Origin of the sequence: Serpentinimonas barnesii (assembly GCF_000696225.1) — a bacterium.
GTDB classification, from domain to species: domain Bacteria; phylum Pseudomonadota; class Gammaproteobacteria; order Burkholderiales; family Burkholderiaceae_C; genus Serpentinimonas; species Serpentinimonas barnesii.
In genome coordinates this window covers 55,198-79,480 of sequence record NZ_BAWN01000008.1, presented here as the reverse complement: position 1 = coordinate 79,480, position 24,283 = coordinate 55,198, and the positions used below count along the sequence as shown (strand labels likewise).

Annotated in this window: 17 protein-coding genes; 4 read left to right on the top strand and 13 right to left on the bottom strand. The window is 68.4% G+C overall.

The features are described 5' to 3' along the window. Positions 1 to 10 precede the first annotated feature (10 nt). Genes fmt through SRAH_RS03045 form a run of 3 tightly spaced genes read left to right on the top strand, consistent with a single transcriptional unit; the run spans position 11 to position 2,134 of the window. Positions 11 to 1,039: a methionyl-tRNA formyltransferase gene (fmt, locus tag SRAH_RS03055; protein WP_029461881.1), complete on the top strand. Its 1,029-nt coding sequence runs from the start codon at positions 11 to 13 to the stop codon at positions 1,037 to 1,039. Beyond that, positions 1,039 to 1,806 carry an AzlC family ABC transporter permease gene (locus tag SRAH_RS03050; RefSeq protein WP_029461880.1) on the top strand — a complete coding sequence of 256 codons (768 nt, stop codon included), beginning with the start codon at positions 1,039 to 1,041 and terminating at the stop codon, positions 1,804 to 1,806. Before fmt ends, SRAH_RS03050 begins: the two co-directional genes overlap by 1 nt. Beyond that, a complete protein-coding gene (locus tag SRAH_RS03045; RefSeq protein ID WP_029461879.1) occupies positions 1,799 to 2,134 on the top strand; it encodes an AzlD domain-containing protein in 336 nt (111 codons plus the stop codon). The genes SRAH_RS03050 and SRAH_RS03045 overlap by 8 nt, the downstream gene beginning before the upstream one ends. A gap of 34 nt (positions 2,135 to 2,168) precedes the next feature. Here SRAH_RS03045 and SRAH_RS03040 read toward each other — a convergent pair whose 3' ends face one another. The 3 genes from SRAH_RS03040 to SRAH_RS03030 form a co-directional block, all read right to left on the bottom strand. After that, complete coding sequence (locus tag SRAH_RS03040; RefSeq protein WP_052369061.1) at positions 2,169 to 4,025, bottom strand: ATP-binding protein; 1,857 nt, start codon at positions 4,023 to 4,025, stop codon at positions 2,169 to 2,171. Next, positions 4,022 to 4,540 carry a putative pterin-binding protein gene (locus SRAH_RS03035; protein WP_045475977.1) on the bottom strand — a complete coding sequence of 173 codons (519 nt, stop codon included), beginning with the start codon at positions 4,538 to 4,540 and terminating at the stop codon, positions 4,022 to 4,024. Before SRAH_RS03035 ends, SRAH_RS03040 begins: the two co-directional genes overlap by 4 nt. Positions 4,541 to 4,644: 104 nt before the next feature. Beyond that, the gene (locus SRAH_RS03030) at positions 4,645 to 6,744 is read right to left on the bottom strand and encodes an ATP-dependent helicase (RefSeq protein ID WP_029461876.1); all 2,100 of its coding nucleotides are present in this window, start codon (positions 6,742 to 6,744) and stop codon (positions 4,645 to 4,647) included. 244 nt (positions 6,745 to 6,988) lie between these two features. Here SRAH_RS03030 and SRAH_RS03025 point away from each other — a divergent pair, with 244 nt between their 5' ends. Then, a complete protein-coding gene (locus SRAH_RS03025) occupies positions 6,989 to 7,981 on the top strand; it encodes an AEC family transporter (RefSeq protein ID WP_029461875.1) in 993 nt (330 codons plus the stop codon). 13 nt (positions 7,982 to 7,994) lie between these two features. Here SRAH_RS03025 and priA read toward each other — a convergent pair whose 3' ends face one another. The 10 genes from priA to rpoC form a co-directional block, all read right to left on the bottom strand. Next, positions 7,995 to 10,166 carry a replication restart helicase PriA gene (gene priA / locus SRAH_RS03020; RefSeq protein WP_045475974.1) on the bottom strand — a complete coding sequence of 724 codons (2,172 nt, stop codon included), beginning with the start codon at positions 10,164 to 10,166 and terminating at the stop codon, positions 7,995 to 7,997. A 331-nt stretch (positions 10,167 to 10,497) separates the two neighbouring features. Further along, positions 10,498 to 11,616, bottom strand: coding sequence for a uroporphyrinogen decarboxylase (gene hemE / locus SRAH_RS03015; RefSeq protein WP_029461873.1), 1,119 nt, complete (start codon positions 11,614 to 11,616; stop codon positions 10,498 to 10,500). Between the two features lie 156 nt (positions 11,617 to 11,772). Continuing rightward, the gene (locus SRAH_RS03010) at positions 11,773 to 12,210 is read right to left on the bottom strand and encodes a CoA-binding protein (protein WP_029461872.1); all 438 of its coding nucleotides are present in this window, start codon (positions 12,208 to 12,210) and stop codon (positions 11,773 to 11,775) included. Further along, positions 12,207 to 12,599 carry a rhodanese-like domain-containing protein gene (locus tag SRAH_RS03005; RefSeq protein ID WP_045475972.1) on the bottom strand — a complete coding sequence of 131 codons (393 nt, stop codon included), beginning with the start codon at positions 12,597 to 12,599 and terminating at the stop codon, positions 12,207 to 12,209. Before SRAH_RS03005 ends, SRAH_RS03010 begins: the two co-directional genes overlap by 4 nt. A gap of 8 nt (positions 12,600 to 12,607) precedes the next feature. Beyond that, on the bottom strand, positions 12,608 to 14,761 hold the full coding sequence (locus SRAH_RS03000; RefSeq protein ID WP_082210039.1) for a protein-disulfide reductase DsbD family protein: 2,154 nt from the start codon (positions 14,759 to 14,761) through the stop codon (positions 12,608 to 12,610). A 115-nt stretch (positions 14,762 to 14,876) separates the two neighbouring features. Further along, complete coding sequence (locus SRAH_RS02995; RefSeq protein ID WP_029461869.1) at positions 14,877 to 15,572, bottom strand: response regulator; 696 nt, start codon at positions 15,570 to 15,572, stop codon at positions 14,877 to 14,879. A 41-nt stretch (positions 15,573 to 15,613) separates the two neighbouring features. Then, positions 15,614 to 17,881 (bottom strand): sensor histidine kinase, encoded by a 2,268-nt coding sequence (locus SRAH_RS02990; protein WP_029461868.1) that lies wholly within the window; start codon positions 17,879 to 17,881, stop codon positions 15,614 to 15,616. Between the two features lie 21 nt (positions 17,882 to 17,902). Beyond that, complete coding sequence (locus SRAH_RS02985) at positions 17,903 to 18,592, bottom strand: DUF4390 domain-containing protein (RefSeq protein ID WP_082210038.1); 690 nt, start codon at positions 18,590 to 18,592, stop codon at positions 17,903 to 17,905. Beyond that, positions 18,555 to 19,976: a 16S rRNA (cytosine(967)-C(5))-methyltransferase RsmB gene (gene rsmB / locus SRAH_RS02980; protein WP_029461866.1), complete on the bottom strand. Its 1,422-nt coding sequence runs from the start codon at positions 19,974 to 19,976 to the stop codon at positions 18,555 to 18,557. The genes SRAH_RS02985 and rsmB overlap by 38 nt, the downstream gene beginning before the upstream one ends. Then, positions 19,973 to 24,184, bottom strand: coding sequence for a DNA-directed RNA polymerase subunit beta' (rpoC, locus tag SRAH_RS02975; RefSeq protein WP_029461865.1), 4,212 nt, complete (start codon positions 24,182 to 24,184; stop codon positions 19,973 to 19,975). Before rpoC ends, rsmB begins: the two co-directional genes overlap by 4 nt. Positions 24,185 to 24,283 lie beyond the last annotated feature (99 nt).

The following is a 24,283-nucleotide window of genomic DNA, read 5'->3' as shown; positions in this document are numbered from 1 at the left end:
CGGAGCGCCGATGCGAGTGGTGTTTGCCGGCACGCCGGAATTTGCGGCGCTGGCGCTGCGTGCCCTGCTCGCTGCCGGGCACGATGTGGCGCTGGTGCTCACGCAACCCGACCGCCCCGCGGGGCGCGGCCTCAAGCCCCAGCCCTCGGCGGTCAAGCAGGTGGCGCTGCAGCACGGCTTGGCGCTGGCGCAGCCGCGCAGCCTGCGCCTCGATGGCAAGTACCCCGACGATGCCGCGCAAGCGCGCGCGGCGCTGCAACAAGCCGACGCCGACGTGGCGGTGGTGGCCGCCTACGGCCTGCTGCTGCCGCCTTGGGTGCTGGCGCTGCCGCGCTTGGGGTGCCTGAACATTCACGCCTCGCTGCTGCCCCGGTGGCGCGGTGCGGCCCCAATCCAGCGCGCCCTCGAAGCCGGCGACGCCGAGAGCGGCATCACCATCATGCAAATGGACGCCGGGCTTGACACCGGCCCCATGCTGCTGCGCCAGGCGCTGCCGATCGCGCCCCATGAAACCGCCGCCAGTCTGCACGACCGGCTGGCGCAACTGGGCGCACACCTGATCGTGCAGGCGCTGCAGCAGGCCGAGGCAGGCCAATCGGGCGCCTTGCAGCCGCAGCCGCAACCCGAGCAGGGCGTGACCTACGCCGCCAAGATCGACAAGGCCGAGGCGCTGATCGACTGGCGCGCCAGCGCCGAGCAGATCGGGCGCCGGGTGCGTGCCTTCGACCCGGTGCCTGGGGCGGTGACGCTGTGCCGAGGTGAGCCGCTCAAGGTCTGGGCGGCGCGGGCATGGCCAGAGCCGGAACGGGTGCCGGGTCAGATGGCATCAGCGGTGGCCCCCGCCCCAAGCTGCGGCACCGTGCTGGCGGCCGACGCCCACGGCGTGCGGGTGCAGACCGGCGACGGGGTGCTGCTGCTGACCGAACTGCAACGCCCCGGCGGCAAGCGCCTGCCCGCAGCCGCGTTCCTGGCCGGCCATGCACTGCCAGTGGGCACCGTGCTGGGTGACCCCGGCCCCGACACCCCCCCGGTTCACTGATGTTTTGGCGCGCCGACCTCCGCCGCTGGCCCGAGTTCACCGAGGGCATGCGCGAGCAGACCAGCGTCACCGCTGGGGTGGCGGCCTGGGGCCTGATGACCGGGGTGGCGATGGTCACGGCCGGCCTGAGCCAGCTCGAAGCGGTGCTCATGACGCTGCTGGTCTATGCCGGCAGCGCGCAACTGGCGGCGGTGCCCCTGATGAGCGCCAGTGCGCCGCTGTGGGTGGTGCTGGCGGCGGCGTTTTGCGTCAACCTGCGTTTCGTGGTGTTTTCGGCGCACCTGCGGCCCTACGTGATGCACCTGCCGCTGCGCCAGCGCCTGCTCACCGGCTACCTCACGGGCGACTTGAGCTACGTCTTCTTTGCCCGCCGCTACCACCAGGTGGGCCACAGCCTAGAAGAAAAACAGCGCCAGCAAGCCTATCTGGCCGGACACTGCTGCGTCAACTACGCCAGTTGGATGGGGGCCAGCCTGCTCGGGGTGGTGCTGGCGCACACCATTCCGATCGAATGGGGGCTGGGTTTTGCCGGCATACTGGCGCTGATCGGCGTAGGGTGTTCGCTCGCCACCTCCAAGCTGCGCGTGGTCTCGGCCGGGGTGGCCGGGGCGGCGGCGGTGGCGGCCTGGGCGCTGCCGCTCAAGCTCAACATCGTGGTGGCGATTGCGGCGGCGGTGGCTTTTTGCCTGATCCTCGAAGCGCACGGCCCGCGCGGGCCACGTGGCCCCACCGGCTTGGGGCCGACACCGGAGCCGCCCCGTGTTTGAACTCGACTGGCGCACCCTGTTGGCCATCGTCGCGCTGGCGCTGGTGACGGTGCTCACGCGCGGCTTTTTCTTCCTCAGCGAGCGCGACTGGAAGCTGCCGCACTGGGCCGAGCGCGGCCTGCAATACGCCCCCATCGCCGCCTTGGCCGCCGTGGTGGCGCCCGAGGTGGTGATGACGCAAGGCCAGTTGATCGACACTTGGCAGGATGCGCGCCTGTTTGCCACCGCCGCCGGGGTGGCCTGGTTTTTCTGGCGCGGCGGGGTGCTGGGCACCATCGTCTGCGGCATGGCGGTGTTTTTACCGCTGCGCCTGGCGCTGGGCTGGTAAGACCTGGCCAAGCGCTGCGACACCATTCATTGGGTCAGCCCCTGGCTGTGCGGCAGGCCAGCAGGCGCGTCAGCGTGTGCTCAAGGGCTAGGCGCTGCAGCGGTTTGCTTAAAAACCCGTCCATGCCGGCTGCCAGCGCCTGTTCCTCGGCCCCGTTCATGACGTCGGCCGAAACGGCGATGATGGGCACCAGTCCGCGCGCACCGGGCAACTGGCGAATGGCTTGCGTGCAGGCGTAACCATCCATCTCGGGCATGTGGATGTCCATCAGCACCCAATCAAAATCGTGCCGCTGGGCCAGTTCGAGCGCTTGCAGCCCGTTTTCGGCAAAGGTCGGCTGCAAGCCCATGCGTTCCAGCAACAGCGCCACAAACTTGCGATTGACCGGGTGGTCTTCCGCCACCAGCACGCGCCGGCCCCGGCCCGTGGCGGGCGTACCGACGCCGACCTCGGCGGGGGCGGCAGCGGGGGCCTGCGCCGCCTCGCACACCGGGGCCACCCAGTGAAAGCAAAACACCGAGCCCTGCCCGGGCGTGCTGTCGAGCGCGATGTCGCCCCCAAGCAGGCGCGCCAGCGTGCGCGAAATCTCCAGCCCCAAGCCATTGCCACCTTGAGGCCGGGTGCTGCTGCGATCGACTTGGGCAAAGCGGTGAAAAATTTGCTCTTTCAGCTGGGGGTCGATGCCGATCCCGGTGTCGCGCACCACCAGGCGCCAATGCGCCAGCGCGCCGTGGCGCTGGCACTCGAGCGCCACGGCCACCGTTCCGCTGGGCGTGAACTTGATCGCATTGCCCAGCAGGTTGAGCACGACCTGGCGCACCCGGGTCGGGTCGGTCAGCACCCACGGCGGCAAGTCGGGTCCCAAGCTCAGGGGCAGCTGCAGCTGCTTGCCCTCTCCCATGGCCCGCAGCGAGCGGTGGCACTGCTGCACCAGCGCGGCCACATCGACCGGCTCCGGCTGCAGCCTGATCTGCCCGGCGTCCAAGGCCGACAAATCCAGCAGATCGTTCAAAATCGACAACAAATGCGCCGACGATTGCCGTGCCGTGTGCAGTTGGTCGCGCTGCGCCGGCGGCAGCGGGCCGTCGAGCAACAAATCGAGCAGGCCCAGCACCCCATTGAGTGGCGTGCGCAATTCGTGGCTCATATTGGCCAAAAACAGGCTCTTGGCGCGATCGGCCTGCTCGGCAGCGGTCTTGGCCCCTTGCAACTCGGCGTTGAGCCGCTCCAGCTGCGCGCGCTCACGCTGCTGCCTCCCGTGCCGCAGCCACAAGCCAGCGGCGGCCAGCAGCAGCAGCAGCACCTGCAAGCCCATCAGCAGATTGAGCCAGCGCTGCTGCTGCCGCACTTGGGCCAGCTTGTCTTGCATCAGGTGCGTCATGAGGCTGTCGGCGGCTAGGCTCAGGGCCTGCACCTCGGGGCCCAGCGCCTCCATATTGAGCAGCACCTGGTGCAGCTCGGCGGGGTGGCGCGCCGGATCGGCGAGCAAGGGGTCGGCGCGCTCCAACAAGGCCTTGATCTGGGGGGCGGTGGCGTCAAACTCGGGGCGCTGGCGCAGCACGTCGATGGTGGCCCCGCCGTGTAACAGCCCCACGCGGCTGGCAAAAATCTCGTAGCGCAGTTGCAACTGTTCCCAGTTCGCCTGCTCGGGTTGCGCCAGGCTCAGGTGGAGCTGATGGCGCAGCCGCAAAAACTCGCGCTCAAGTTGAAACGTCAGGGCGGTGATGGAGTCGGCCTGCAGGCGCGCGGTGTCTTCGACCGCCTGGGTTTGGCGCACAAAAACCGCCATCATGACGGCCAAACCGACCGCCATGATGAATGTGGTCAGGGCCAGCCAAAAAACGAAGCGACGGCCGCCCGAACGGCCTGCCAAACCGGCCGCCACGCTCATTCGATGACTTCGATCGACCGCAGTTGCCAGATCGAGCGCTCGTAAAAACGCGGATTTTGCAACTGCGGATCGGAGTCAAAGGGGTAGATCACAAACAAGGGGCCGCGCGTGCGCACGGGCATCGGCTGCTCGTTCATGCGCGTGGCAATGATGACGTCGAAGTCGCGCGCATCTTGCAGCGGGATGGTGATGCGGTAGTCGTTGAGGGCGGTGGCATGCAGCCGCTGGCCGCGCGCCTGCACCAGCGCCAGCACGTCGCGCAGCAGCGGGCCGCTGAAGCGCACCACGCCCGGCTCCCACGGGGTGCGGGTGGCAAAGCGGTGCTGCGGCAGGGCTTCGAGCATGGCCATGTCGAACACCGCCGCCCCGCCCTGGTTGCTCACGGCTATCTGCCCGGTGATGGTCAGCACCACCCGCTCGCGCGGCCGCTCCAAGGCCAGCGCGGGCAGCGCACTGGCCGCCAGCAAGCTCAAACCCACACAAAATCGAACGCACTGGGTGATAAAAATTTTCATGGCGGGTGTGCAAAATTGAAGACGCGGGTTATTTTAGTCAGGCTTTGCTGCGCTTGCTATCGGTTGTACCCCTTGGTTCATGGCACGGATATAGCAGAGTCTGCCTAGGTAGGCGCCGGCGGCTGGGCGGCGCTGGCGCTGGCTGGCGCTTGGGCGCGCAGGGCGAACTCGGCGCGCAGCGCGCGCAGCTTGGCGCGCGGGTCTTCGCGTGCGCTGGCGGCGTCGAGCTGCATCTCGGCAATAAAGCGACTGGGCTGCGCTGGCACCGTTTCGCGCCCCTTTTTGCGCCGCTTGAGCCAGCTCACCACCAGGGTGTGCTGGGCGCGCGTGATGCCCACATACATCAGGCGCCGCTCTTCCTCTAGGCGCAGCGCCAGCGCGGCGGCGTCGTCGTCTTCAGGGCGCATGGGCAGCAGCCCTTCGTTAACGCCCACCAGCTGCACATGCGGCCACTCCAGCCCCTTGGCGGCGTGCAGGGTCGAGAGCGTGACCACGTCCTGCTCTTGCTGGCGCTCTTGCAAGGTGGTGATGAGGGCCACGGTCTGCGCCACGTCGAGCAAGGTTTGCTGCGCGCGCTGCTTGGCACCCTTGGCGGCGCTGGCGCTGCTCGGGGCTTCGTTTTCTGACACTGGGGTGGCGCAGCGCTGCGCCATCCAGTCGCAAAAATCGAGCACGTTGCTCCAGCGCGCGCTGCCTTGCTGCGGGCTGTCGGCGTGGTCGAGCAGGTGCTGCTGGTAGCCTATGCCTTGCAGCCAGTCGGCCAACAAGGCCGTCGCCGCCTCTTGGCCGTGGCAGTGGCGGGCGCGGTATTGCAAATCGGACAGGCAGCGCCCGAATTCGTGCAAGGTGGCGATGGCGCGCGCGCCCACCGCCGCCCCCAGCGAGTGCGCAAACAGGGCTTCGTAGAGGCTGAGCTTGTACTGGCTGGCAAAGGCGCCGAGCTGCTGCAGCGTCTGGTGCCCGATGCCGCGCTTGGGTGCGGTGGCGGCGCGCAGGAAGGCCGGGTCGTCGTCGGGGTTGGCCAGCAGGCGCAGCCAGGCGCACAGGTCTTTGATTTCGGCTCGCTCAAAAAAGCCGGTGCCGCCCGACACCTGATACGGAATCTGCGCCTTGCGCAAGGCGGTTTCGATCGGGCGCGACTGGTGGTTGGCGCGGTAGAGCACGGCAAAGTCTTTGTAAGCCTTGTGCAGGCTGTCGGATGCCGGGCCGCGCAGGCTCTGGATGCGCGCCACCACGCGCTCGGCCTCGTGTTCCTCGTGGTCGCAGGCTTGCACCCGCACCGGCTCGCCCTCGCCCAGATCGCTCCAGAGCCGCTTGGGGTAGAGCTTGGGGTTGGGGGCGATGACGTGGTTGGCGGCGCGCAAGATGGCGCCGGTGGAGCGGTAGTTTTGCTCCAGCTTGATCACTTGCAGCGCCGGAAAATCCTGCGGCAGGCGCTTGAGGTTGTCCAGCGTGGCGCCGCGCCAACCGTAGATGGATTGGTCGTCGTCGCCCACGGCGGTGAAGTGCGCGCGCGCACCCACCAGCAGCTTGAGCAGCTCGTACTGGGTGGCGTTGGTGTCCTGGTATTCGTCGATCAGCACGTGGCCGAGTTGGGCCTGCCAGCGCGCGCGCACCTCGGGGTGGCGCTGCAGCAGCAGCAGCGGCAGGCCGATCAAATCATCGAAATCCACGCTCTGGTAGGCCGCCAGCCGCTCCTGGTACTTGGCCATGACGAGGGCGATCTGGCGCTGCGCCTCGTCGCTGGCCTGGGCCAGCGCCTGCGCGGCATCGAGGCCGGCGTTTTTCCAGCCGCTGATGGTCCACTGCCAGTGGCGCGCCGTGACCGAATCGGTGCTGGCACCGCAGTCTTTGAGCAGCGAGGCCACGTCGTCGCTGTCGAGGATCGAGAACTGGGGCTTGAGGCCCAGCACCGCCCCGTCTTGGCGCAGCAGCCGCACCCCGAGCGCATGAAAGGTGCAGATCAGCACCTGCTGCGCGGCACGGCCGGCCAGCGCCCGGGCGCGCTCGCGCATTTCGGCGGCGGCCTTGTTGGTGAAAGTGATGGCGGCGATGCGCTCCGGCGCCAGCCCGTGCTGGATCAGGCGCGCGATCTTGTGCGTAATCACGCGCGTCTTGCCCGAACCGGCCCCGGCCAGCACCAAGCACGGGCCGCCGTGGTGCGCGACGGCCTGGAGTTGGGCGGGGTTGAGGCCGGAGGACATGGGGTGGGCGGGGTGGCGGGGTGCGTGAAGCTGGCAGCGGAAGCGGATTATGGGTGAGCCCGCAGGGCGGACAGGCAAGAGCGGCGATCATATGCGCCCCAGCCCCAGCCCCAGCCCCAGCCCCAGCCCCGGCATCAGCATCGGCGCACCAAGCTGCTCAGTCCAACCCTGGATCCGTTCGCCCTGAGCTTGTCGAAGGGCAACCAAGCACCAAGCACCGCGACTTGCAGCGACAATCAGCCGCGTGTTTGACATTTTGCTCGTCACCTTTCCCTTTTTTGCCTTGGTGCTGGCCGGTTACGCCGCCACGCGCCGGGGCTGGCTGGCCCTGCAGGCGATTCCGGGGCTGAACGCCTTCGTGCTCTATTTCGCCCTGCCGGCGCTGCTGTTTCGCTTTGGCTCCACCACACCCATTGCGCAACTGCTGGACACGGCGGTGTTTGGCGTCTATCTGCTGGTGGCGCTGCTGCTGGTGGCGCTGGTGGTGTGGCTGTCGCGCCGGCGCGGCTTGGGCTGGAACGACGCCGCCTTTGGCGCGCTGGTGGTGGCCTTCCCCAACACCGGCTTCATGGGCGTGCCGCTCCTGGCCACGCTGCTGGGGCCGCATAGCGTGGGCACGGTGATGGTGCTGATCGTGGTTGACATGGTGCTCACCAGCTCGCTGTGCATAGCGCTCTCGCGCCTGGGCGGGCAGGCTGGCGGGGCGCTGGCGGCAGCCGGGCAGGCGCTGCGCGGGGTGCTGGCCAACCCGATGCCGTGGGCGATCGTGCTCGGCGCACTGGCTTCGGCCTACAGCGTGCAGTTGCCGGGTCCGCTGCAGCAAACGGTGTGGCTGCTGGCCGATGCGGCGACTCCGGTGGCGCTGTTCACCTTGGGCGCCGTTCTGGCGCGGGCGTATCTGCAGTCGGCTGCGGTGCAGCAGGCGCAACCCACGCAGGGACCGTGGCAAGCGCTGGTCGAGCCGCTGCAACTGGCCTTGCTCAAGCTGCTGCTGCACCCGCTGCTGGTGTGGCTGGCGGGCACGGGGGCGATTGCGCTGGGCCTAGCGCTTGACCCCTTTGCCCTGACGGTGATGGTGCTGGTGGCCGCCTTGCCCAGCGCCAGCAACGTGGTGCTGCTGGCCGAGCGCTTCGGGGCCGACAGTGGGCGCATCGCGCGCATCATCTTGCTCTCGACCGCGCTCTCGTTTCTCAGCTTTGCGGCGGCGGTGGCGTGGCTGGGGCCGGCCAGCCCGTAGGGCGCCGGTGCGGCTACAGGCTGACCGGATCCACGTCGATGGCCCAGCGCAGCAGGCCGCGCCCGGCGGGCTGGCGGCGCAGCGCGTGCAGCAGCGGCTGCCAGGCCTGCAGGAATGCTTGCAGCGCCGGGCGTGAGGGGCTCTCGAGCAGCATCTGGGCGCGCTCGACGCCGGCCACGCGCTGCACCGTGAGCGGCAGCGGCGGGTAGAGCGTGAGCTGCGCCAAGCCGGGCAGATCTGCGGCTTGCGCGGCGGCCTGGGCCGCTTGCAACCACGCCTGCGCCGTGGCTTGGCTGCGGGCTTCGGCGCGCAGCAGCGCCTGAAAGCTAAAGGGTGGCATCTGGGCGCTGGCGCGCTCGCGCAGTTGCTGCGCCGCAAAGGCCGGGTAGTCGTGGCGCGCCAGCGCCGCAAACAGCGGGTGCTGCGGGTACCAGGTCTGCACCCACAGTTCCACCGCGGCCTGCTGCGCGGCCACGAAAGCGGCGTCGCGCCCGGCGCGCCCAGCGGCTTGCAGCAGCAGCGCAAACAGGCGCTCGGGGGCGCGATAGTCGCTGGAGAACAAGCCGCTGTCCACATTCAGGCCCGCCACCAGCGTGATGCGCCTAAAGTCGTGCCCCTTGGCCACCATCTGGGTGCCCACCAGCACATCCACCTCGCCCTCGTGCATTTGGCTCAGGCGCTGGTGCAGGCTGCCCTTGGCGCGCGTGCTGTCAGCGTCCAGCCGCGCCACCCGCACCGGGCCGCCGTCGGGGCGGCGCGCCTCGGCCAGCAGCTCAGCCAGGTGTTCCTCCACTTGCTCGGTGCCGCGCCCAACCGGGGCGATGTCGAGGTTGCCGCATGCGGGGCAGGCGCGTGGCACGTGGCTGGCGTGGCCGCAGTGGTGGCAGCGCAGGCTGCGGTCGATCTTGTGAAACACGGCGTGCGCGCTGCAGTGCGGGCAGTCGCTCTTCCAGCCGCAGGCGTGGCAGGCCAGCACCGGGGCATAGCCGCGCCGGTTCAGCAGCACCAGGCTTTGCTCGCCGCGCGCGGCCCGTTCGGCCAGCGCCGCCAGCAGCGGCGGGGCGATCAGGCACTGCTTGGGCTGCTGGTTCAAGTCCAGCAAACGCAGCCTAGGCAGCACCGCCCCGGCGATTCGCCCAGGCATATGCAGTCGCTGGTAGCGCCCCTGCTCGGCGGCGTGCCAGCTTTCCAGCGCCGGCGTGGCCGAGCCCAAGATGACCTGGCAGCGCGCCGTGCGCGATTCAAGCTGCGCCCGATACACCGCCAGATCGCGCGCCGAATACCGGGCGCCGTCCTGGCTTTTGTAGCTCGGGTCGTGCTCTTCATCGACCACGATCAGGCGCAAGCGCGGCAGGCTGGCAAAGATGGCCATGCGCGTGCCCAGCACGATGCGCGCCTGTCCGCTGTGCGCCGCCAGCCAGTGGCGCAGCCGCTGCGCCGGGGTCAGGCCGCTGTGCAAGGAGGCCACCGTGTGCGCGCCAAAGCGCTCACAAAAGCGCGCCTCCAGTTGCGGCGTCAGGTTGATCTCGGGCACCAGCACCAGCGCCTGCGCCTGCGGGTCGCGCTGCAGCAGCGTTTGCGCGGCGCGCAAATAGACCTCGGTCTTGCCGCTGCCGGTGGCCCCAAACAGCAGCACCGGCTGCGTGCCCTGCTCCAGCGCGGCCAACACGGCGGCCTGCTCGGGGCTCAAGTCGGGCATGGGAGCGGCCCAAGACGGGGCCGGGCTGGGCTCCAACGCAGCAGGGCCCGGGCCGCCACCCGGGGCCGCGCCCACTTTAAAGCCGGCACCCTCCAGCTTCTTCAAGCGCCGCTGCAAGGCGGCGGCGTCGAGCTCGCGCAACTGGGGCGGCAACGCCGCCAGCGCCACCTCACCCAGCGCGCGCTGATAGTAACGGGCAGCAAACTCGAGCAGCACACGCCAATTGGCCGACAAGGGCGGCAAGGCCGCAAAGGTTTCCAGCACAGGCCGCAGGGAGTCGGGCAGCAAGCCCTCGGGTGGCTGCAAGCGCACCCGCCAAACGATCCCCAGCAGCTCGCGCGCCCCCAAGGGCACGCGCACCAAAGCCCCCTCCTGCAGCCGCTCCGGGCTCCAGTAGCTCAGGCTATCGCCCAGCCCACTGTGGGCCGGGGTAGCCAGCACCACCTCGACCCAACAAGCTGCAATTGGCGGCGACAGTTCAGTCATGGCGTTGAAAACGAGGCCAAGTCTCTGATTCCCTTGGGGTTGCAACAGTTGCTCAGCGCTTCTGTGGATAACTTTGTGGATAGCCCTTGAATCGAGCCGCCAAGACCTTGAAAATCAATGCCTTGATTGCACTGCCCAGAAAACAGGCAGCCGATCAAGAGCCATTCAAATCAATGAGTTGCGTGGCATACTGGGGATGCGGGGGGCAGCAGGGGGAAGTTGAACCGGCCCTTGCAGCGCTCACAAAATTTGTGCATAAGGCGCGCCACCCGGCTGTTTCATGCCCCATTTTTGTGTTAGCTCCTGCCCTCCCCCTTGGCATGCGGGCCACTCAGCCGCGCTGGCGCATTTGGCGCGAGTGCTGGTGCACCGCCTGCACCAGCGCCTGCACGCTCTCGGGTGGGGTGTGCTGGCTGATGCCATGCCCGAGGTTGAAAATGTGCGTCGGGCCGGGGCGGCTCGGGTCGGTGTGCGGGGCACCAAACTGCTCCAGCACCCGCACCGCCTCGGCCGCCACCTGCTCGGGCGCGGCAAAGAGCACGTTCGGGTCCAGGTTGCCTTGCAGCGCTTTGCCCGGGCCGCCGGCCACACCGCCCACCGCCGCGCGCGCCGCGCCGAGGTTGACGGTCCAGTCCAGCCCCAGCACATCGCAGTCCAGCGCCGCCATCTCGGCCAGCCACAGCCCGCCGCCCTTGGTGAACACGATGCGCGGGATGCGCTGCCCGGCGTGCTCGCGCGGCAGTTGCGCCAGCACGCGCGCGGTGTAGGCCAGGCTGAAGCGCTGGAACGCGCCGTCGGCCAGCACCCCGCCCCAGCTGTCGAAAATCATCACCGCCTGCGCCCCGGCCTCGATCTGTGCCCGCAGGTACAGCGCCACCGCGTCGGCGTTGAGCTCCAAAATGCGCTGCAGCAGGTCTGGGCGCCGGTACAGCATGGTTTTGACGAGCCGGTAGTCGTCGCTGCCGCCGCCTTCCACCATGTAGCAGGCCAGCGTCCAGGGGCTGCCGGAAAAACCGATCAGCGGCACCCGGCCGGCCAGTGCGCGCCGGATCGACGTCACGGCGTCGAACACATAGCGCAGCCGCTCCATGTCGGGCAGCGCCAGCGCCGCCACATCGGCCTCGGTGCGCAGCGGGCGCTCGAATTTGGGCCCCTCGCCCTGGGTGAAGCTCAGGCCCAGCCCCATCGCGTCGGGCACGGTGAGGATGTCGGAAAACAAGATCGCCGCATCCAGCGCGTAGCGCTCCAGCGGCTGCAGCGTGACCTCGGTGGCGTAATCGGGGTTGGTCGCCAAGCCCATGAAGCTGCCGGCACGCGCGCGCGAAGCGCGGTACTCGGGCAGGTAGCGCCCAGCTTGGCGCATGAGCCAGATCGGAGTGTGTGGGGTGGCTTGGCGCAGGCAGGCGCGCAGGAAGGTGTCGTTTTGCAAAGGGGCGTAGGCGGTGTTCATGGGGTCGATTGTCGCGCAGCGGCGGGTGGATGCCCGCACAGCTTGGGGGCGCATCGCTTGGGGCTCAATGCCCCCGCAGGGCCTGCTGCAGGGCCCGCTGCAGGGCCCGCTGCATAGCGTGGCGTCTGATCACGGTTTGCGGGTCAGACCAAGCGCCTAGCTGGCCGCCCCCAGCAGCCGCTGGTGTTCAATCTTGATGCAGCGCTCGCTCACCACCGCCAAGCCCGCAGCGGCGGCGCGGGCTTCGGCCTCGGGGTGCGCCACGCCCAGTTGCAGCCACAGCGTGGCGGCCCCGAGCGCGATCGCGGCTTCGGCCAGCGGCGGCACTTCGGCGCTTTGGCGAAACACATCCACAATGTCCAGCCGCAGCCCCTCGGCCGCCAAGGCGGCGGCGGCCTGCTCCAAGCTGGCGTGGCAAGGCTGGCCCCAAATGGTCTGCCCAGCCAGCACCGGGTTCACCGGAAGCACCCGGTAGCCCTGCTGCAGCAGGTACTGCGCCACCCTGTGGCTGGGCCGCTCGGGCTTGGGCGAGAACCCCACCACGGCCACGGTGTGGCTGTGGCGCAGCAAGGCGCGCAGTTCGGTGTCGTTCATGGGCGCACCATCGGCCAGCCGCGCCGCGCCCAGCCGCTCATGCCGCCATCGACGAAGCGCACGTGCGTCAGGCCCGCGGCGTGCAGTTGCTCGGCCACGCGCGCCGAACGGTTTTGGGTGTTGCAGATCAGCAGCAGCGGCTGGGCCGGGTCGCGCGGCAGCTCGTTGATGCGGCTGGCCAGTTGCGACATGGGCAGCAGCACCATGCCCGGTGCCACACCGTGCGCATGCTCAGAGGGCTCGCGGATGTCAACCAGCACGGCGCGGCCCGATTCGAGCAGCGCACGGCCTTCGTCCAGACTCACTTCGAGGGCGGAATTGGTGGGAGAGCAGGCGTTGAGGGTCATGAGGGTGAGGGCCAGCAAGGCCGCTTTGAGGAGGGTGAACATAAGACGGGTCAAAGTTGCGCCAGTGCGGCGCGCAGCTCTTCTACGCTGAGGATTTCGGACAGCAGCAGCGGCGCGCGCCCCGGTGCGTGCAGCACATAGACCGGAATGCTGTTGCGCCCCAGCCGCGCCAACGAGGCGGTGACGGCGGGGTCGCGCAGCGTCCAGTCGGCGCGCAGCAGCGCCACGTTGCGCGCCGCCACGTCGAGCAAAAAGGATTCGTCGGCCAGTGCGTTGTGCTTGTTGTAGAGGCAGCTCACGCACCAGGCGGCGGTGTAATCGACGAACACCGCCCGCCCTTGCGCCAGCAGTTCGGCCTCGCGCTGCGGGCTCCAGGCTTCCCACTGCGCCCCGGCCACGGCGCTCGGGGTGTTGAGCGCGGCGCTGGGCTGCTGGCCGGCCGCCTGGGCCTGCAGCATGGGACCCAGCAGCCACAGCCCGCCAAGCAGCGCCAGCAGCGCCAGCGGGGCCATCCAACGCCGCATCAGGCCGCCACGGCCCACGGCCCACAGCATCCAGGCCAGCAGCAGCAGCAGCATGAGCAGGCCCGCAGCGGCATCGACCCCGCCCTGATGCCCCAGCACCCACAGCAGCCAGACCACGGTCGCCAGCATCGGGAAGGCCAGCCACTGGCGCAGCGTTTCCATCCACGCACCGGGGCGCGGCAGGGCGCGCACCAGCGCCGGCACCCAAGTCGCGGCCAAGTAGGGCAGCGCCATGCCCAAACCGAGCGCGGCAAACACCGCCAGCGCCTGCGCCGGGGCCAGCGTGACCGCCAGCCCGAGTGCCGCCCCCATGAAGGGCGCGGTGCAGGGCGAGGCCACTGCCGTGGCCAGCACCCCGGTGAGGAAGGAGTCGGCATTGGGGTTGCGCACGCGCAGGCTGGCCAGCGCGCTGGGCAACATCGGGCCGAACTGGAACAGACCGGCCAGGTTGAGCCCGATCAGGGTAAAGAGCGCGGCCAGCGCCGCCACCACGGCCGGGTTTTGCAACTGAAAGCCCCAGCCCAGTTGCTCGCCCGCAGCGCGCAGCCCCAGCAGCAGGGCGCCCAGCGCCAGAAACGAGAGCACCACGCCCGCGGTGTAGGCCAGCCCGCCCAGGCGCAGGCGGCGCCGGTCTTCGGCGTGCTGCGAAAACGACAGCACCTTGAGCGCCAGCACCGGGAACACGCAGGGCATGAGGTTGAGAATCATGCCGCCAATCAAGGCCCCGAGCAGCGCCGCCCACAGCGTCAGACCCGGAGCCGGAGCCGTGGCGCGCGCCGCCTCGGCAGCCAGGGCTGCGGCCAGCGCGTCCGAGACCCCGGTCGGGGCCGCCACGGCGGGCCAGCCGCCGGGCACCGGCAGCTCCAGCCGCACCCCGGCCGCACCGGGCGGCGGGTCGGCCAGCGCCAGCACCAGCGCCAGTTGCTCGGGCGAGGCAGAGCGATAGGGGTTGAGTGGGATGCTGGCGTGCCAGACCCCTCCCTCCCAGCGCTGCTGCCAAGCGGCACCGGGCTGGATCAGGGCACCGATTTCGGGGAAAAACTCCAGCGCACGCCCCTGCCAAGCGGCGGGCAGGCCGTGCAGCGTGGCTTGCAGCGCCTGCTCACGCACCGCCAACTGGCTGGCCCCAGCCACAAGCGGCTGCGGTCGCGCAGCCCAAGCGGCCTCGAAGGCCGCCGCGTGCGCCACCGTGGCCATTTGCGCTGGGATGCGCACCTGAAAGCGCGCCTCTTGCGGGATGCACTCTTGGCGGCAGATCAGCCAAGTGGCCAGCACCTCGAGCTCCAGCGCCGCCGCCGCAAAACCCGGCCGCACCTCGAGCGGGATGGGCAGCAGCACCGTGTCCTTGTAGCCGTAGTTGGCCAGCTCACCGAGCGGAAATTTGCGCGGCGTCGGCCACTCGATGGAGCCGGGCACCACGTGCCCCGGCAACTGCCACTCGAATTCGGTCGGCAAGCCGGAGTCGCCGGGGTTTTTCCAGTAGCTGTGCCAGCCCGGCGCGTGCTCGATCTGCAAACCCAGCCACAGCGGCTGCCCCGGCGCCACGCCCTGCGGGGCATGGACCAACAACGACGTGCGCGACTCGGGCGTGAGCACTGGCTCCGACACCTGGGCGCCGGCCAGCGGCGCGCCCAGCCCTAGATAGGCACCCAGCAGAAAAACCCAGAAAATTTTGAACATGCGAATCAGTGTAAACACTCCCCAGTAGGGAGCAAGCGCCCAAGGGCAAAGTTCCCGTACCCCCAGGGGGATTGACGCCCATGACCGGTCGGGCCAAGCGGTGCACCGGCCCGCGCTACTCTGCCCCGCGCTTGGGCTTGCTCAAATCCACCCCCAGCTGCTTGAGTTTGCGGTACAGGTGGGTGCGTTCGAGCCCGGTTTTTTCGGCCACGCGGGTCATGGAGCCGTTTTCCTGGCTCAGGTGAAATTCGAAATAGGCTTTCTCGAAGGCGTCGCGGGCGTCGCGCAGTGGCGCCTCAAAATTGAAGCGCTGCAGACCCGGCACCTCATCGGGCAAGCGGCCTGCCGCTTGGGGGGGGGCGGCGGCTTCCGGGCTCGGCAGCGGTGCGCTGATGCCGCCGGCACCGGTTGCGCTGGCTGGCTTGCTTGGCGGCGCCGAGCGGGTCTGGGCCCGGCTCAGGCCCTTCTCCACCGTTTGCAGCAGCTTTTGCAGGGTGATGGGCTTTTCTAAGAAGGCCATGGCCCCGATGCGGGTCGCCTCCACCGCCGTTTCGATGGTGGCGTGGCCGCTCATCATGATCACGGGCATGGTGAGCAGACCGGCGCTGGCCCATTCTTTGAGCAGGGTCACGCCGTCGGTGTCAGGCATCCAGATGTCGAGCAACACCAAGTCCGGACAGCCGGCTTGCCGAAGCTCGCGTGCCCTGCTGGCGTTTTCGGCCAACTCGACCGCGTGCCCCTCGTCGTTCAGAATTTCGAACAACAACTCGCGTATGCCGAGCTCGTCGTCAACCACCAAGATGTTTGCCATGCTGCCCCGCCAGTCTTACCGTGTCATGCCCGATTTTGTTGCTAATTTGCAACCCGCAATGATAGCGAGACTTGCGCCCCGCCCTGACCGTCCTCATCTTCCCAGTGGCCGATGTCGATGCGGCCGCCGTGTTCGTCGGTGATTTTTTTCACCACCGCCAACCCCAAGCCGGTGCCCTTGACCTTGCTGGTGACATAGGGCTCGAAGGCGCGCTTGAGGATGGCCTCGGAAAAACCCGGCCCATGGTCCAGCACCTGCAGCCGCACCCAGCGCCCGCCCTCTGAGGCGCGGGTGCGCAGCAGCACGGCCGGGGCACCCGGTGGGGTGGCGTCCTGCGCGTTTTGCACCAGATTGTGAACCACCTGGCGCAGTTGCTGGGCGTCGGCCAAGACCGGCGGCAGGCTGGCTTGCAGGTCCAGCCGCACCGGCACCTCGGCGGCCTCGTAGAGCGCCACGATGTCGCGCACATGGGTGTTGAGGTCAATCGGCTCCAGTTGCGCGGCGGGCAGGCGGGCGTAGTCGCGGAATTCGTTGACCAGCCGCTTCATGGCATCGACCTGATCGACGATGGTCTTGACCGATTTGTCGAGCAAGGCGCGCTCGCTGCCTTCGAGCTTGGGTTGCAGCTTCATGGCCAGCCGCTCGGCCGCGAGCTGGATCGGGGTGAGCGGGTTTTTGATCTCGTGCGCCAGCCGGCGCGCCACTTCGGCCCAGGCCTGGGCGCGCTGGGCCGAGATGATTTCCGAGACGTCGTCGAACACCAGCAACTGCTCGCCGCTGGGCAGCAAGGCGCCACGGGCGATCAGGGTCAGGCCCGGGCGCTGGCTTTCAGAGGGAGCGGTCGCCCCCACACCGGGATGCAAATCCACCGATTGCTGCCAGTGCTGGCCTTCTTGCTGCGCCGGATCGGCCAAGAAGCGGTCGAACTGCTGCTGCACAAACTCGGCAAAGCCGTGCAGACCGGGCACGGCCTGCATGCCTTGGCTGATGTAATCGGCCAGCGGAGCGCGCAAGATGCGCGTGGCCCCGGGGTTGGCGCTCACCAGCCGCTGCTGCGCGTCCAGCACCACCACCCCGGCGCTGAGGTTGTCGAGCAGGGTTTGCAGGTTGGCGCGCGCGGCATCGACCTGGCCTATGCTGCGCTGCACCGCCTGGCGCGCCTCCAGCAGCTCTTGCGTCATGTGGGCGAAGGTGCGCGTCAGGCCGGCCAGTTCGTCTTTGGCGGGCAGGGCTTGCTTGGGCGTGAGGTCGCCGCGCGCCACGTCGCGCATGCCCTCGGCCAGCACCAGCAGCGGGCGCATGAGTTGCTGGCCCAGCAGCAGCGCCAGCAGCACGGCGCCAAAGGTGGCCAGAAACAGCGCCAGCGTCAGAGTGCCGATGTACATGCTGCGCAAGCCGTCGCGCGCCAGCGCCCGCTCCTGGTATTCGCGGTTGGCCAGTTGCACCGCCAGCGCGTCGGCGATCAGGGCGACCGGCAGCTTGGACAAGACCTGCAGGTAACGCGGTTCGTGCCCAATGCCAAAACCGTGCGGCTCGACCAGCACCAGCACGCGCATGCGCGGCAGTTGCGCCGCCGGCAGGCCCAGCACCTGCTGCGGGTCGGTCAGCGTTTCAAGCTCTTCCAAGCCCTCGATGCGGGTAAACACACGCTGGGCGCGCACCTGGCGCAGCAATTCGGGCGCGGGCGGGGCAGGCAGCAGCTCAAAGCGCGACTCCCCTGCCGATCCGATGGCGCGCCCGGCGGCGCTCCACAACACCACGTCGTCGGCTTGCAACTGGGCGCGCAGGCCCTCAAGGCTGAGCGCGGCCGCCACATCGTCTTGCTCGCTCAGCGCCAGCGCAGCGCTGCGCGACTTGGAGGCCAGATCGGCCGCTAGGGTGTCGAGCGTGGTGCGCCCCAAGTTGAGCCCGGCGCTGAGCGCGGACTCAACGCGCACGTCGAACCAAGTCTCGATCGAGCGCGAAACGAACTGATACGACACCACATAAATCAGCAGACCGGGCAAAAAGCCGACCAAGGCAAAAATGGCGGCCAGCTTGAGCTGCAAACGGCTGCCAAAGCGCTTGCGCCGCCAGCGGCTGGCCAGTTTGTAAGCCAGCCACAGCAGCAGCAAGCCGAGCAGGGCGGCCACGCCCACATTGAGCCAGACCAGATAGACGTAGCCTTCGGCCTCGAAGGCGCGGTGGTCGGTGGCCAGGGTGAGCATGAAAAACAGCACCAGCACCACGCCGCCAACGATCACCGCCAGCAAAGCCGCCAGCCAGCCCCGGGCGGCGGCACTCAGGGGGCGACCGGTGACGGGGTTCATGCGCGGCCAGACATCAGGGGCTCAATGGCTGCCCGCAGGCAGGCGCAGGGTTTGGCGGTGCAGCACCGACCAGGCATCGTTTTGCGGTGCCATGAGCTGGAACGGGCGCGGCAGCAGCCCGTCGTCGAGCCGAAACTCGAACTCGACCCGCAAGGCGCTGCCTTGGGGCAGCTCGTGGGCGTCCAGCAAGCGCCAGCGCGAAACCGAGGTGGCCGCCGCCATGGCGTCGGCAAAGCTGTCGAGGTTCTGGTGCAGCGCAGTGCCCAGCGCGGGCTGGTTGAGCGGCCCAGAGGTGACGCTGACGCGCCAACGCCCCGTCAGCGGCTGGTAGGCCACCCGCACCACGCGCTGCACCGTGGCAATGTAGTCGGCGGTCCAGTACCAGCGCGGGCGCCGCACCTCGGCCTGCCAGACAAAATGCACCGGCACCCCGCGCAGCAGCACCGCTTCGAGGTCGGACGGGAAATCGAGCGCCAACCGCGCGCTCAGGCGCAGACCTTCGGCGTCGCGCTGCAAATCGATCGGGCCAGCGGCCCAAGCGCCCCCTGCCAGGCCCAGGCACAGCAGCCCAAGCAGCCACTGCGTCAGTTGGCGCCACGCGCGGGCGCGCCACCGCGCCGCCGGCGTGGGCTTGGGGCACGGTGCCCGCAGGCCGGCCAAGGGGCCAGCGGCCTCAGGCGGGCTTGCGCCACAGCGCGTAGAAAAATCCATCGGTTTCACGCGCCAGATTGTCACCGATCCCCCCCGCCTGGCCGATGCCTGCCAACCGGATGGCTGTGGCTTCAGCGCCACAACCGGGCAGCAACTGCCCCGGAGCCGGCAGGCGCTCGGCCTCGCGGTGCTGCTGCGCAAAGGCCTGCATCACGCCCTCGCCCTCGTCCACAAACACCGAGCAGGTGGCGTAGAGCAAATGCCCGCCGGGGCGCAGCAGCGGCCACAGGGCTTGCAGCAGGCGCTGTTGCTGCGCCGCCAGTTGCGCCACGTCGGTGGGTCGGCGCAGCCAGCGCACGTCCGGGTGGCGGCGCACGATGCCGCTGGCGCTGCACGGGGCGTCGAGCAAGATGGCGTCGAAGGGCTGGCCATCCCACCACGTGGCGGCTTGGGCGGCGTCGGCGCAGCGCACTTCGGCCTGCAAGCCGAGGCGCTGCAGGTTTTGCGCGATGCGCGGGCAGCGCCCGGGGTCGAGCTCGAGTGCCCACACGTCGGCGTCGGCGCATTCGAGCAGGTGCGCGGTCTTGCCGCCGGGGGCGGCGCAGGCGTCGAGCAGGCGTGGGCGGGCCGCCCTTGCTGGCGCGCCCGCCCGCGGGCTCAAGCCCTCCAACAGCAGCGGCGCCGCCAGTTGCGCAGCCCCATCCTGCACCGACACCCAGCCCTGCGCCCAGCCCGGCAACTGCTCGACGGGCAGCGGCTGCGCCAGCTCCACGCCGTCCGTGCCCCAGGCCTGCGCCGCATGGCCGGCCTGATGCAGGTGCTGCAAGTAGTCGTCGCGGCGGCAACGGCGCCGGTTCACGCGCAGCACCATGGGTGCGGCGCGCTGGTTGGCGCTCAGTAGGCCTTGCCAGTGCTGGGGGTGGTCGCGCTGCAGGCGCTCGATCCACCAGAGCGGGTGGTTCCAGCGCGCCTCTGGGTCGCGCAGCACCTGCTCGCGCAAGGCGGCGCGCTCGCGCAAAAAGCGGCGCAGGCAGGCATTGACAAAGCCGCGCAGTGCAGCCGGCGCCTGCAGCGGGCGCAAGGCCGCCACCGCCTGATCGACCAGGGTGTGGGCGGGGTAGAGCGGGCGCGGCCCGTGCGTCGGCCGCACAGACTCGGCCGCAGCCGCTGGTTGCGATTCTGCTGCCAAGGCTGCCGCATCGAGCAGGCCCAGCGTGAGCTCAAGCAAGGCCGCCACCAGCGGCGCGGGCGCCTGGCGGCACAGCAGCCGCCGCAGCGCCATCGACAAGCCCCAATGGCGCAGCGCATCAAAGACCAGCGCCTGCACCCCCGGCCGCAGGGCTGCAGGAAGCGCCGGCAAGGTCTCGCTCAGCGAACGACCGGCCGCCACCCCCGCCAGCAAGCGGGCCGCGCCAGCCAATTGCTCGGCCAGCGCAGGCTTCACTCGGCGCTGCTGTCGCCGCCCGCGTCGGCCAGGCTGGTGGCCAGTGCCTCCGCGTCGGCCTCGGCGATGGCGCGACGCTCTTCGTCGTCCATGCGCTCTTTGGCGTGGCGGGCCTGGTGGAAGGCCATGCCGGTGCCGGCCGGAATCAGGCGCCCGACGATCACGTTCTCTTTCAGGCCACGCAGCTCGTCTTTCTTGCCCATGATGGCGGCTTCGGTGAGCACGCGCGTGGTTTCCTGGAACGAAGCAGCCGAGATGAACGAGTCGGTCGAGAGCGAGGCCTTGGTGATGCCCAGCAACACGTTGTTGTAGCTGGCCGGGGTTTTGCCGGCCTTGAGCAAATCATCGTTGGTGTTGAGGATTTCGGAGCGCTCCACTTGCTCGCCACCGATGTAGCCCGAGTCGCCCGGGTTGCTGACCACCACGCGGCGCAGCATCTGGCGCACGATCACCTCGATGTGCTTGTCGTTGATCTTCACCCCTTGCAGGCGGTACACGTCCTGCACCTCATCGACAATGTAGCGCGCCAGCTCTTCGACCCCCAGCAGGCGCAGGATGTCTTGCGGGTCGGCCGGGCCGTCGACCACCGACTCGCCCTTGTTGACCACCTGGCCCTCGTGCACCACGATGTTTTTCTCTTTGGGCACCAGGTCTTCCCAGACCTTGCCGTCGGGGTCGGTAATCTGCAGCCGCACCTTGCCCTTGGTTTCCTTGCCAAAGCTGACGGTGCCGGTGATTTCAGCCAAGATGCCTTTGTCTTTGGGCGAGCGCGCCTCGAACAGCTCGGCCACGCGCGGCAAGCCGCCCGTGATGTCGCGCGTTTTCTGGCCTTCGACCGGAATGCGCGCCAGCACCTCGCCGGGACCCACATCTTGGCCGTCGCGCACCTGGATCAGCGCGCCGACTTGGAAGCCGATCGTCACCGAGTGGTCGGTGCCGGGGATTTTGACTTCGTTGCCCGCGGCGTCGATCAGCTTGACCTGTGGCCGCACCACCTTGGTGGCGCCGCGCCGTTTCGGGTCGATCACCACCAGGGTGGACAGACCGGTCACGTCATCGACCTGCTTGGCCACCGTCAGGCCCTCGTGCACGTTTTCGAACTTCACCGTGCCGGCGAATTCGGTGATGATCGGGCGCGTCAGCGGGTCCCAGTTGGCCAAAATGGTGCCGGCTTTGATGGCCTGGTCGGGCCGGATCGCCAGAATGGCGCCGTAGGGCACCTTGTGGCGCTCGCGCTCGCGCCCTTGTTCGTCGTGGATGACGATTTCGCCCGAGCGCGCAATCACCACCAGCTCGCCCTTGGTGTTGGTGACGTAGCGCATGGTGGCGTTGAAGCCCACGCTGCCGCTCGACTTGGCCTCCACGCTGGAAGCCACCGCCGCACGCGATGCCGCACCGCCGATGTGGAAGGTGCGCATGGTGAGCTGGGTACCCGGCTCGCCGATCGACTGCGCCGCGATCACGCCCACCGCTTCGCCGATGTTGACCGGACCGCCACGGCCCAGATCGCGCCCGTAGCACTTGGCGCACAGGCCAAAGCGGGTTTCGCAGGTGAGGGCGGTGCGCACGCGCACTTCGTCGATGCCCAGGGCGTCGATCAGGTCGCAGCCGTCTTCGTCGACGATCTGGCCGGCCGCAATCACCACCTGCTGGGTTTCGGGATTGAGCACGTCATCGACCGTGGTGCGGCCCAGGATGCGGTCGCGCAGCGACTCGATCACCTCGCCGCCTTCGACGATGGCGCGCATCAGGGTGCCGTTGGCGGTGCCGCAATCGTCTTCGGTCACCACCAGGTCTTGCGTCACGTCCACCAGGCGGCGCGTCAGGTAGCCCGAGTTGGCGGTTTTGAGCGCCGTGTCGGCCAGGCCCTTGCGCGCACCGTGGGTCGAGATGAAGTACTGCAGCACGTTCAGCCCCTCACGGAAGTTGGCCGTGATCGGGGTTTCGATGATCGAGCCATCGGGCTTGGCCATCAGGCCGCGCATGCCGGCCAACTGGCGAATCTGCGCCGCCGAGCCGCGCGCGCCCGAGTCGGCCATCATGTAGATCGAGTTGAAGGACTCCTGCTCCACCTCGTTGCCGTGGCGGTCGATGGTTTTTTCCTTCTTTAGGCGCTCCATCATGACCTTGGAGATGTCGTCGCCGGCCTTGCCCCAGATGTCCACCACCTTGTTGTAGCGCTCGCCCGAGGTCACCAGACCGGAGGCATACTGCTGCGCAATCTCTTTGACCTCGCCTTCGGCACGCGCGATGATGGTGTGCTTCTCGGTCGGCACCAGCATGTCGTCGATGGCGATCGAAATGCCGGCGCGGGTGGCCAGCCTAAAGCCGTTCTGCAGCAGCTTGTCGGCAAATACCACCGTCTCTTTGAGGCCGCACTTGCGAAACGAGGCGTTGATGAGCTTGGAGATTTCCTTCTTCTTGAGCGCCTTGTTGATGATCTCGAAGGGCAGGCCCTTGGGCAAAATCTCGCTCAGCAGCGCGCGGCCGACGGTGGTCTGCACCAGCTTGGTGACGGGCGTGAACTGGCCGTCTTCCTTGTTTTTCAGGTATTCGGTCAGGCGCACCGACACCTTGGCCGTGAGTTCGGTCACGCCGGCGTCGAGGGCGCGCTGCACCTCGAGGATATCGGCAAACACCATGCCCTCGCCTTTGCCGTTGATGCGCTCGCGGGTGGTGTAGTACAGGCCCAACACCACGTCTTGGCTGGGCACGATGGAGGGCTCGCCGTTGGCCGGGAACAGCACGTTGTTGGACGACAACATGAGCGTGCGCGCTTCCATCTGCGCCTCGACCGAGAGCGGAATGTGCACCGCCATTTGGTCGCCGTCGAAGTCGGCGTTGAAGGCCGAACAGACCAGCGGGTGCAGTTGGATCGCCTTGCCCTCGATCAGCAGCGGCTCAAAGGCCTGGATGCCCAAGCGGTGCAGCGTGGGGGCGCGGTTGAGCAGCACCGGGTGCTCGCGGATCACCTCTTCGAGGATGTCCCACACCACCGGCGTGCCGGCTTCGACTTCCTTCTTGGCCGCCTTGATGGTGGTGGCTATGCCCATCTGCTCCAGCCGCGCAAAAATGAAGGGCTTGAACAGCTCCAGCGCCATCAGCTTGGGCAGGCCGCACTGGTGCAGCTTGAGCGTGGGGCCCACGGTGATGACCGAACGCCCCGAGTAATCGACGCGCTTGCCCAGCAAGTTTTGGCGGAAACGGCCGCTCTTGCCCTTGATCATGTCGGCCAGCGACTTGAGTGCGCGCTTGTTGGCACCGGTCATGGCCTTGCCACGGCGGCCGTTGTCGAGCAGGCTGTCAACTGCCTCTTGCAGCATGCGCTTTTCGTTGCGCGCGATGATCTCGGGCGCCTTGAGCTCCAGCAGGCGCTTCAAGCGGCTGTTGCGGTTGATGACGCGCCGGTACAGGTCGTTCAAGTCGGAGGTGGCAAAGCGGCCGCCGTCGAGCGGAACGAGCGGGCGCAGGTCGGGCGGCAGCACCGGCAGCACGTCGAGCACCATCCACTCGGGCTTGATGCCCGATTTCTTGAAGGCTTCCAGCACCTTGAGGCGCTTGGCGTTTTTCTTGACCTTGAGCTCGGAGCCGGTGAGGTCGTTGCGCAGGCGCTCGATTTCGCTGTCGATTTCGATGCTGCGCAGCAGCTCCTGGATGCCCTCGGCACCCATCTTGGCCACGAACTCGTCGCCGTACTCGCGCTCTTTGGCGTCGAAGTCGTCTTCGCTCATGATGGCGAATTTTTTCAGCGGCGTCATGCCCGGGTCCACCACCACGTAGGCTTCAAAATACAGCACGCGCTCAATGTCGCGCAGCGTCATGTCGAGCACCATGCCGAGGCGGCTCGGCAGGCTCTTGAGGAACCAGATGTGGGCGCAGGGCGCGGCCAGGTCGATGTGGCCCATGCGCTCGCGCCGCACCTTGGTCTGCGTGACCTCAACGCCGCACTTCTCGCAGATCACGCCACGGTGCTTGAGCCGCTTGTACTTGCCGCACAGGCATTCGTAGTCTTTGATCGGGCCAAAGATCTTGGCGCAAAACAAGCCGTCGCGCTCGGGCTTGAAGGTGCGGTAGTTGATGGTCTCGGGCTTTTTGACTTCGCCAAAAGACCAGGAACGGATTTTCTCGGGCGAGGCCAGCCCGATCTTGATGGCATCGAAATGCTCGTCGGGGGTGATCTGCTTGAACAGGTCGAGGAAGGATTTCATGGCTGCTCCTAAGGGTTGCGCGCAATAAACGGTGCCGAGATGAGGGGATCAAAGGCGCGCCAGGGTAGGCGCCCGTGAGTGCCGCATAGCAGCGCTATG

Excerpts from the sequence above, each read along its gene's own strand:
- fmt (WP_029461881.1), top strand. The coding sequence starts at position 11 with ATGCGAGTGGTGTTTGCCGGCACGCCGGAATTTGCGGCGCTGGCGCTG.
- SRAH_RS03050 (WP_029461880.1), top strand. The coding sequence starts at position 1,039 with ATGTTTTGGCGCGCCGACCTCCGCCGCTGGCCCGAGTTCACCGAGGGC.
- SRAH_RS03040 (WP_052369061.1), bottom strand. The coding sequence starts at position 4,025 with ATGAGCGTGGCGGCCGGTTTGGCAGGCCGTTCGGGCGGCCGTCGCTTC.
- SRAH_RS03035 (WP_045475977.1), bottom strand. The coding sequence starts at position 4,540 with ATGAAAATTTTTATCACCCAGTGCGTTCGATTTTGTGTGGGTTTGAGC.
- SRAH_RS03030 (WP_029461876.1), bottom strand. The coding sequence starts at position 6,744 with ATGTCCTCCGGCCTCAACCCCGCCCAACTCCAGGCCGTCGCGCACCAC.
- priA (WP_045475974.1), bottom strand. The coding sequence starts at position 10,166 with ATGACTGAACTGTCGCCGCCAATTGCAGCTTGTTGGGTCGAGGTGGTG.
- hemE (WP_029461873.1), bottom strand. The coding sequence starts at position 11,616 with ATGAACACCGCCTACGCCCCTTTGCAAAACGACACCTTCCTGCGCGCC.
- SRAH_RS03010 (WP_029461872.1), bottom strand. The coding sequence starts at position 12,210 with ATGAACGACACCGAACTGCGCGCCTTGCTGCGCCACAGCCACACCGTG.
- SRAH_RS03005 (WP_045475972.1), bottom strand. The coding sequence starts at position 12,599 with ATGTTCACCCTCCTCAAAGCGGCCTTGCTGGCCCTCACCCTCATGACC.
- SRAH_RS03000 (WP_082210039.1), bottom strand. The coding sequence starts at position 14,761 with ATGTTCAAAATTTTCTGGGTTTTTCTGCTGGGTGCCTATCTAGGGCTG.
- SRAH_RS02995 (WP_029461869.1), bottom strand. The coding sequence starts at position 15,572 with ATGGCAAACATCTTGGTGGTTGACGACGAGCTCGGCATACGCGAGTTG.
- SRAH_RS02990 (WP_029461868.1), bottom strand. The coding sequence starts at position 17,881 with ATGAACCCCGTCACCGGTCGCCCCCTGAGTGCCGCCGCCCGGGGCTGG.
- SRAH_RS02985 (WP_082210038.1), bottom strand. The coding sequence starts at position 18,592 with ATGGATTTTTCTACGCGCTGTGGCGCAAGCCCGCCTGAGGCCGCTGGC.
- rpoC (WP_029461865.1), bottom strand. The coding sequence starts at position 24,184 with ATGAAATCCTTCCTCGACCTGTTCAAGCAGATCACCCCCGACGAGCAT.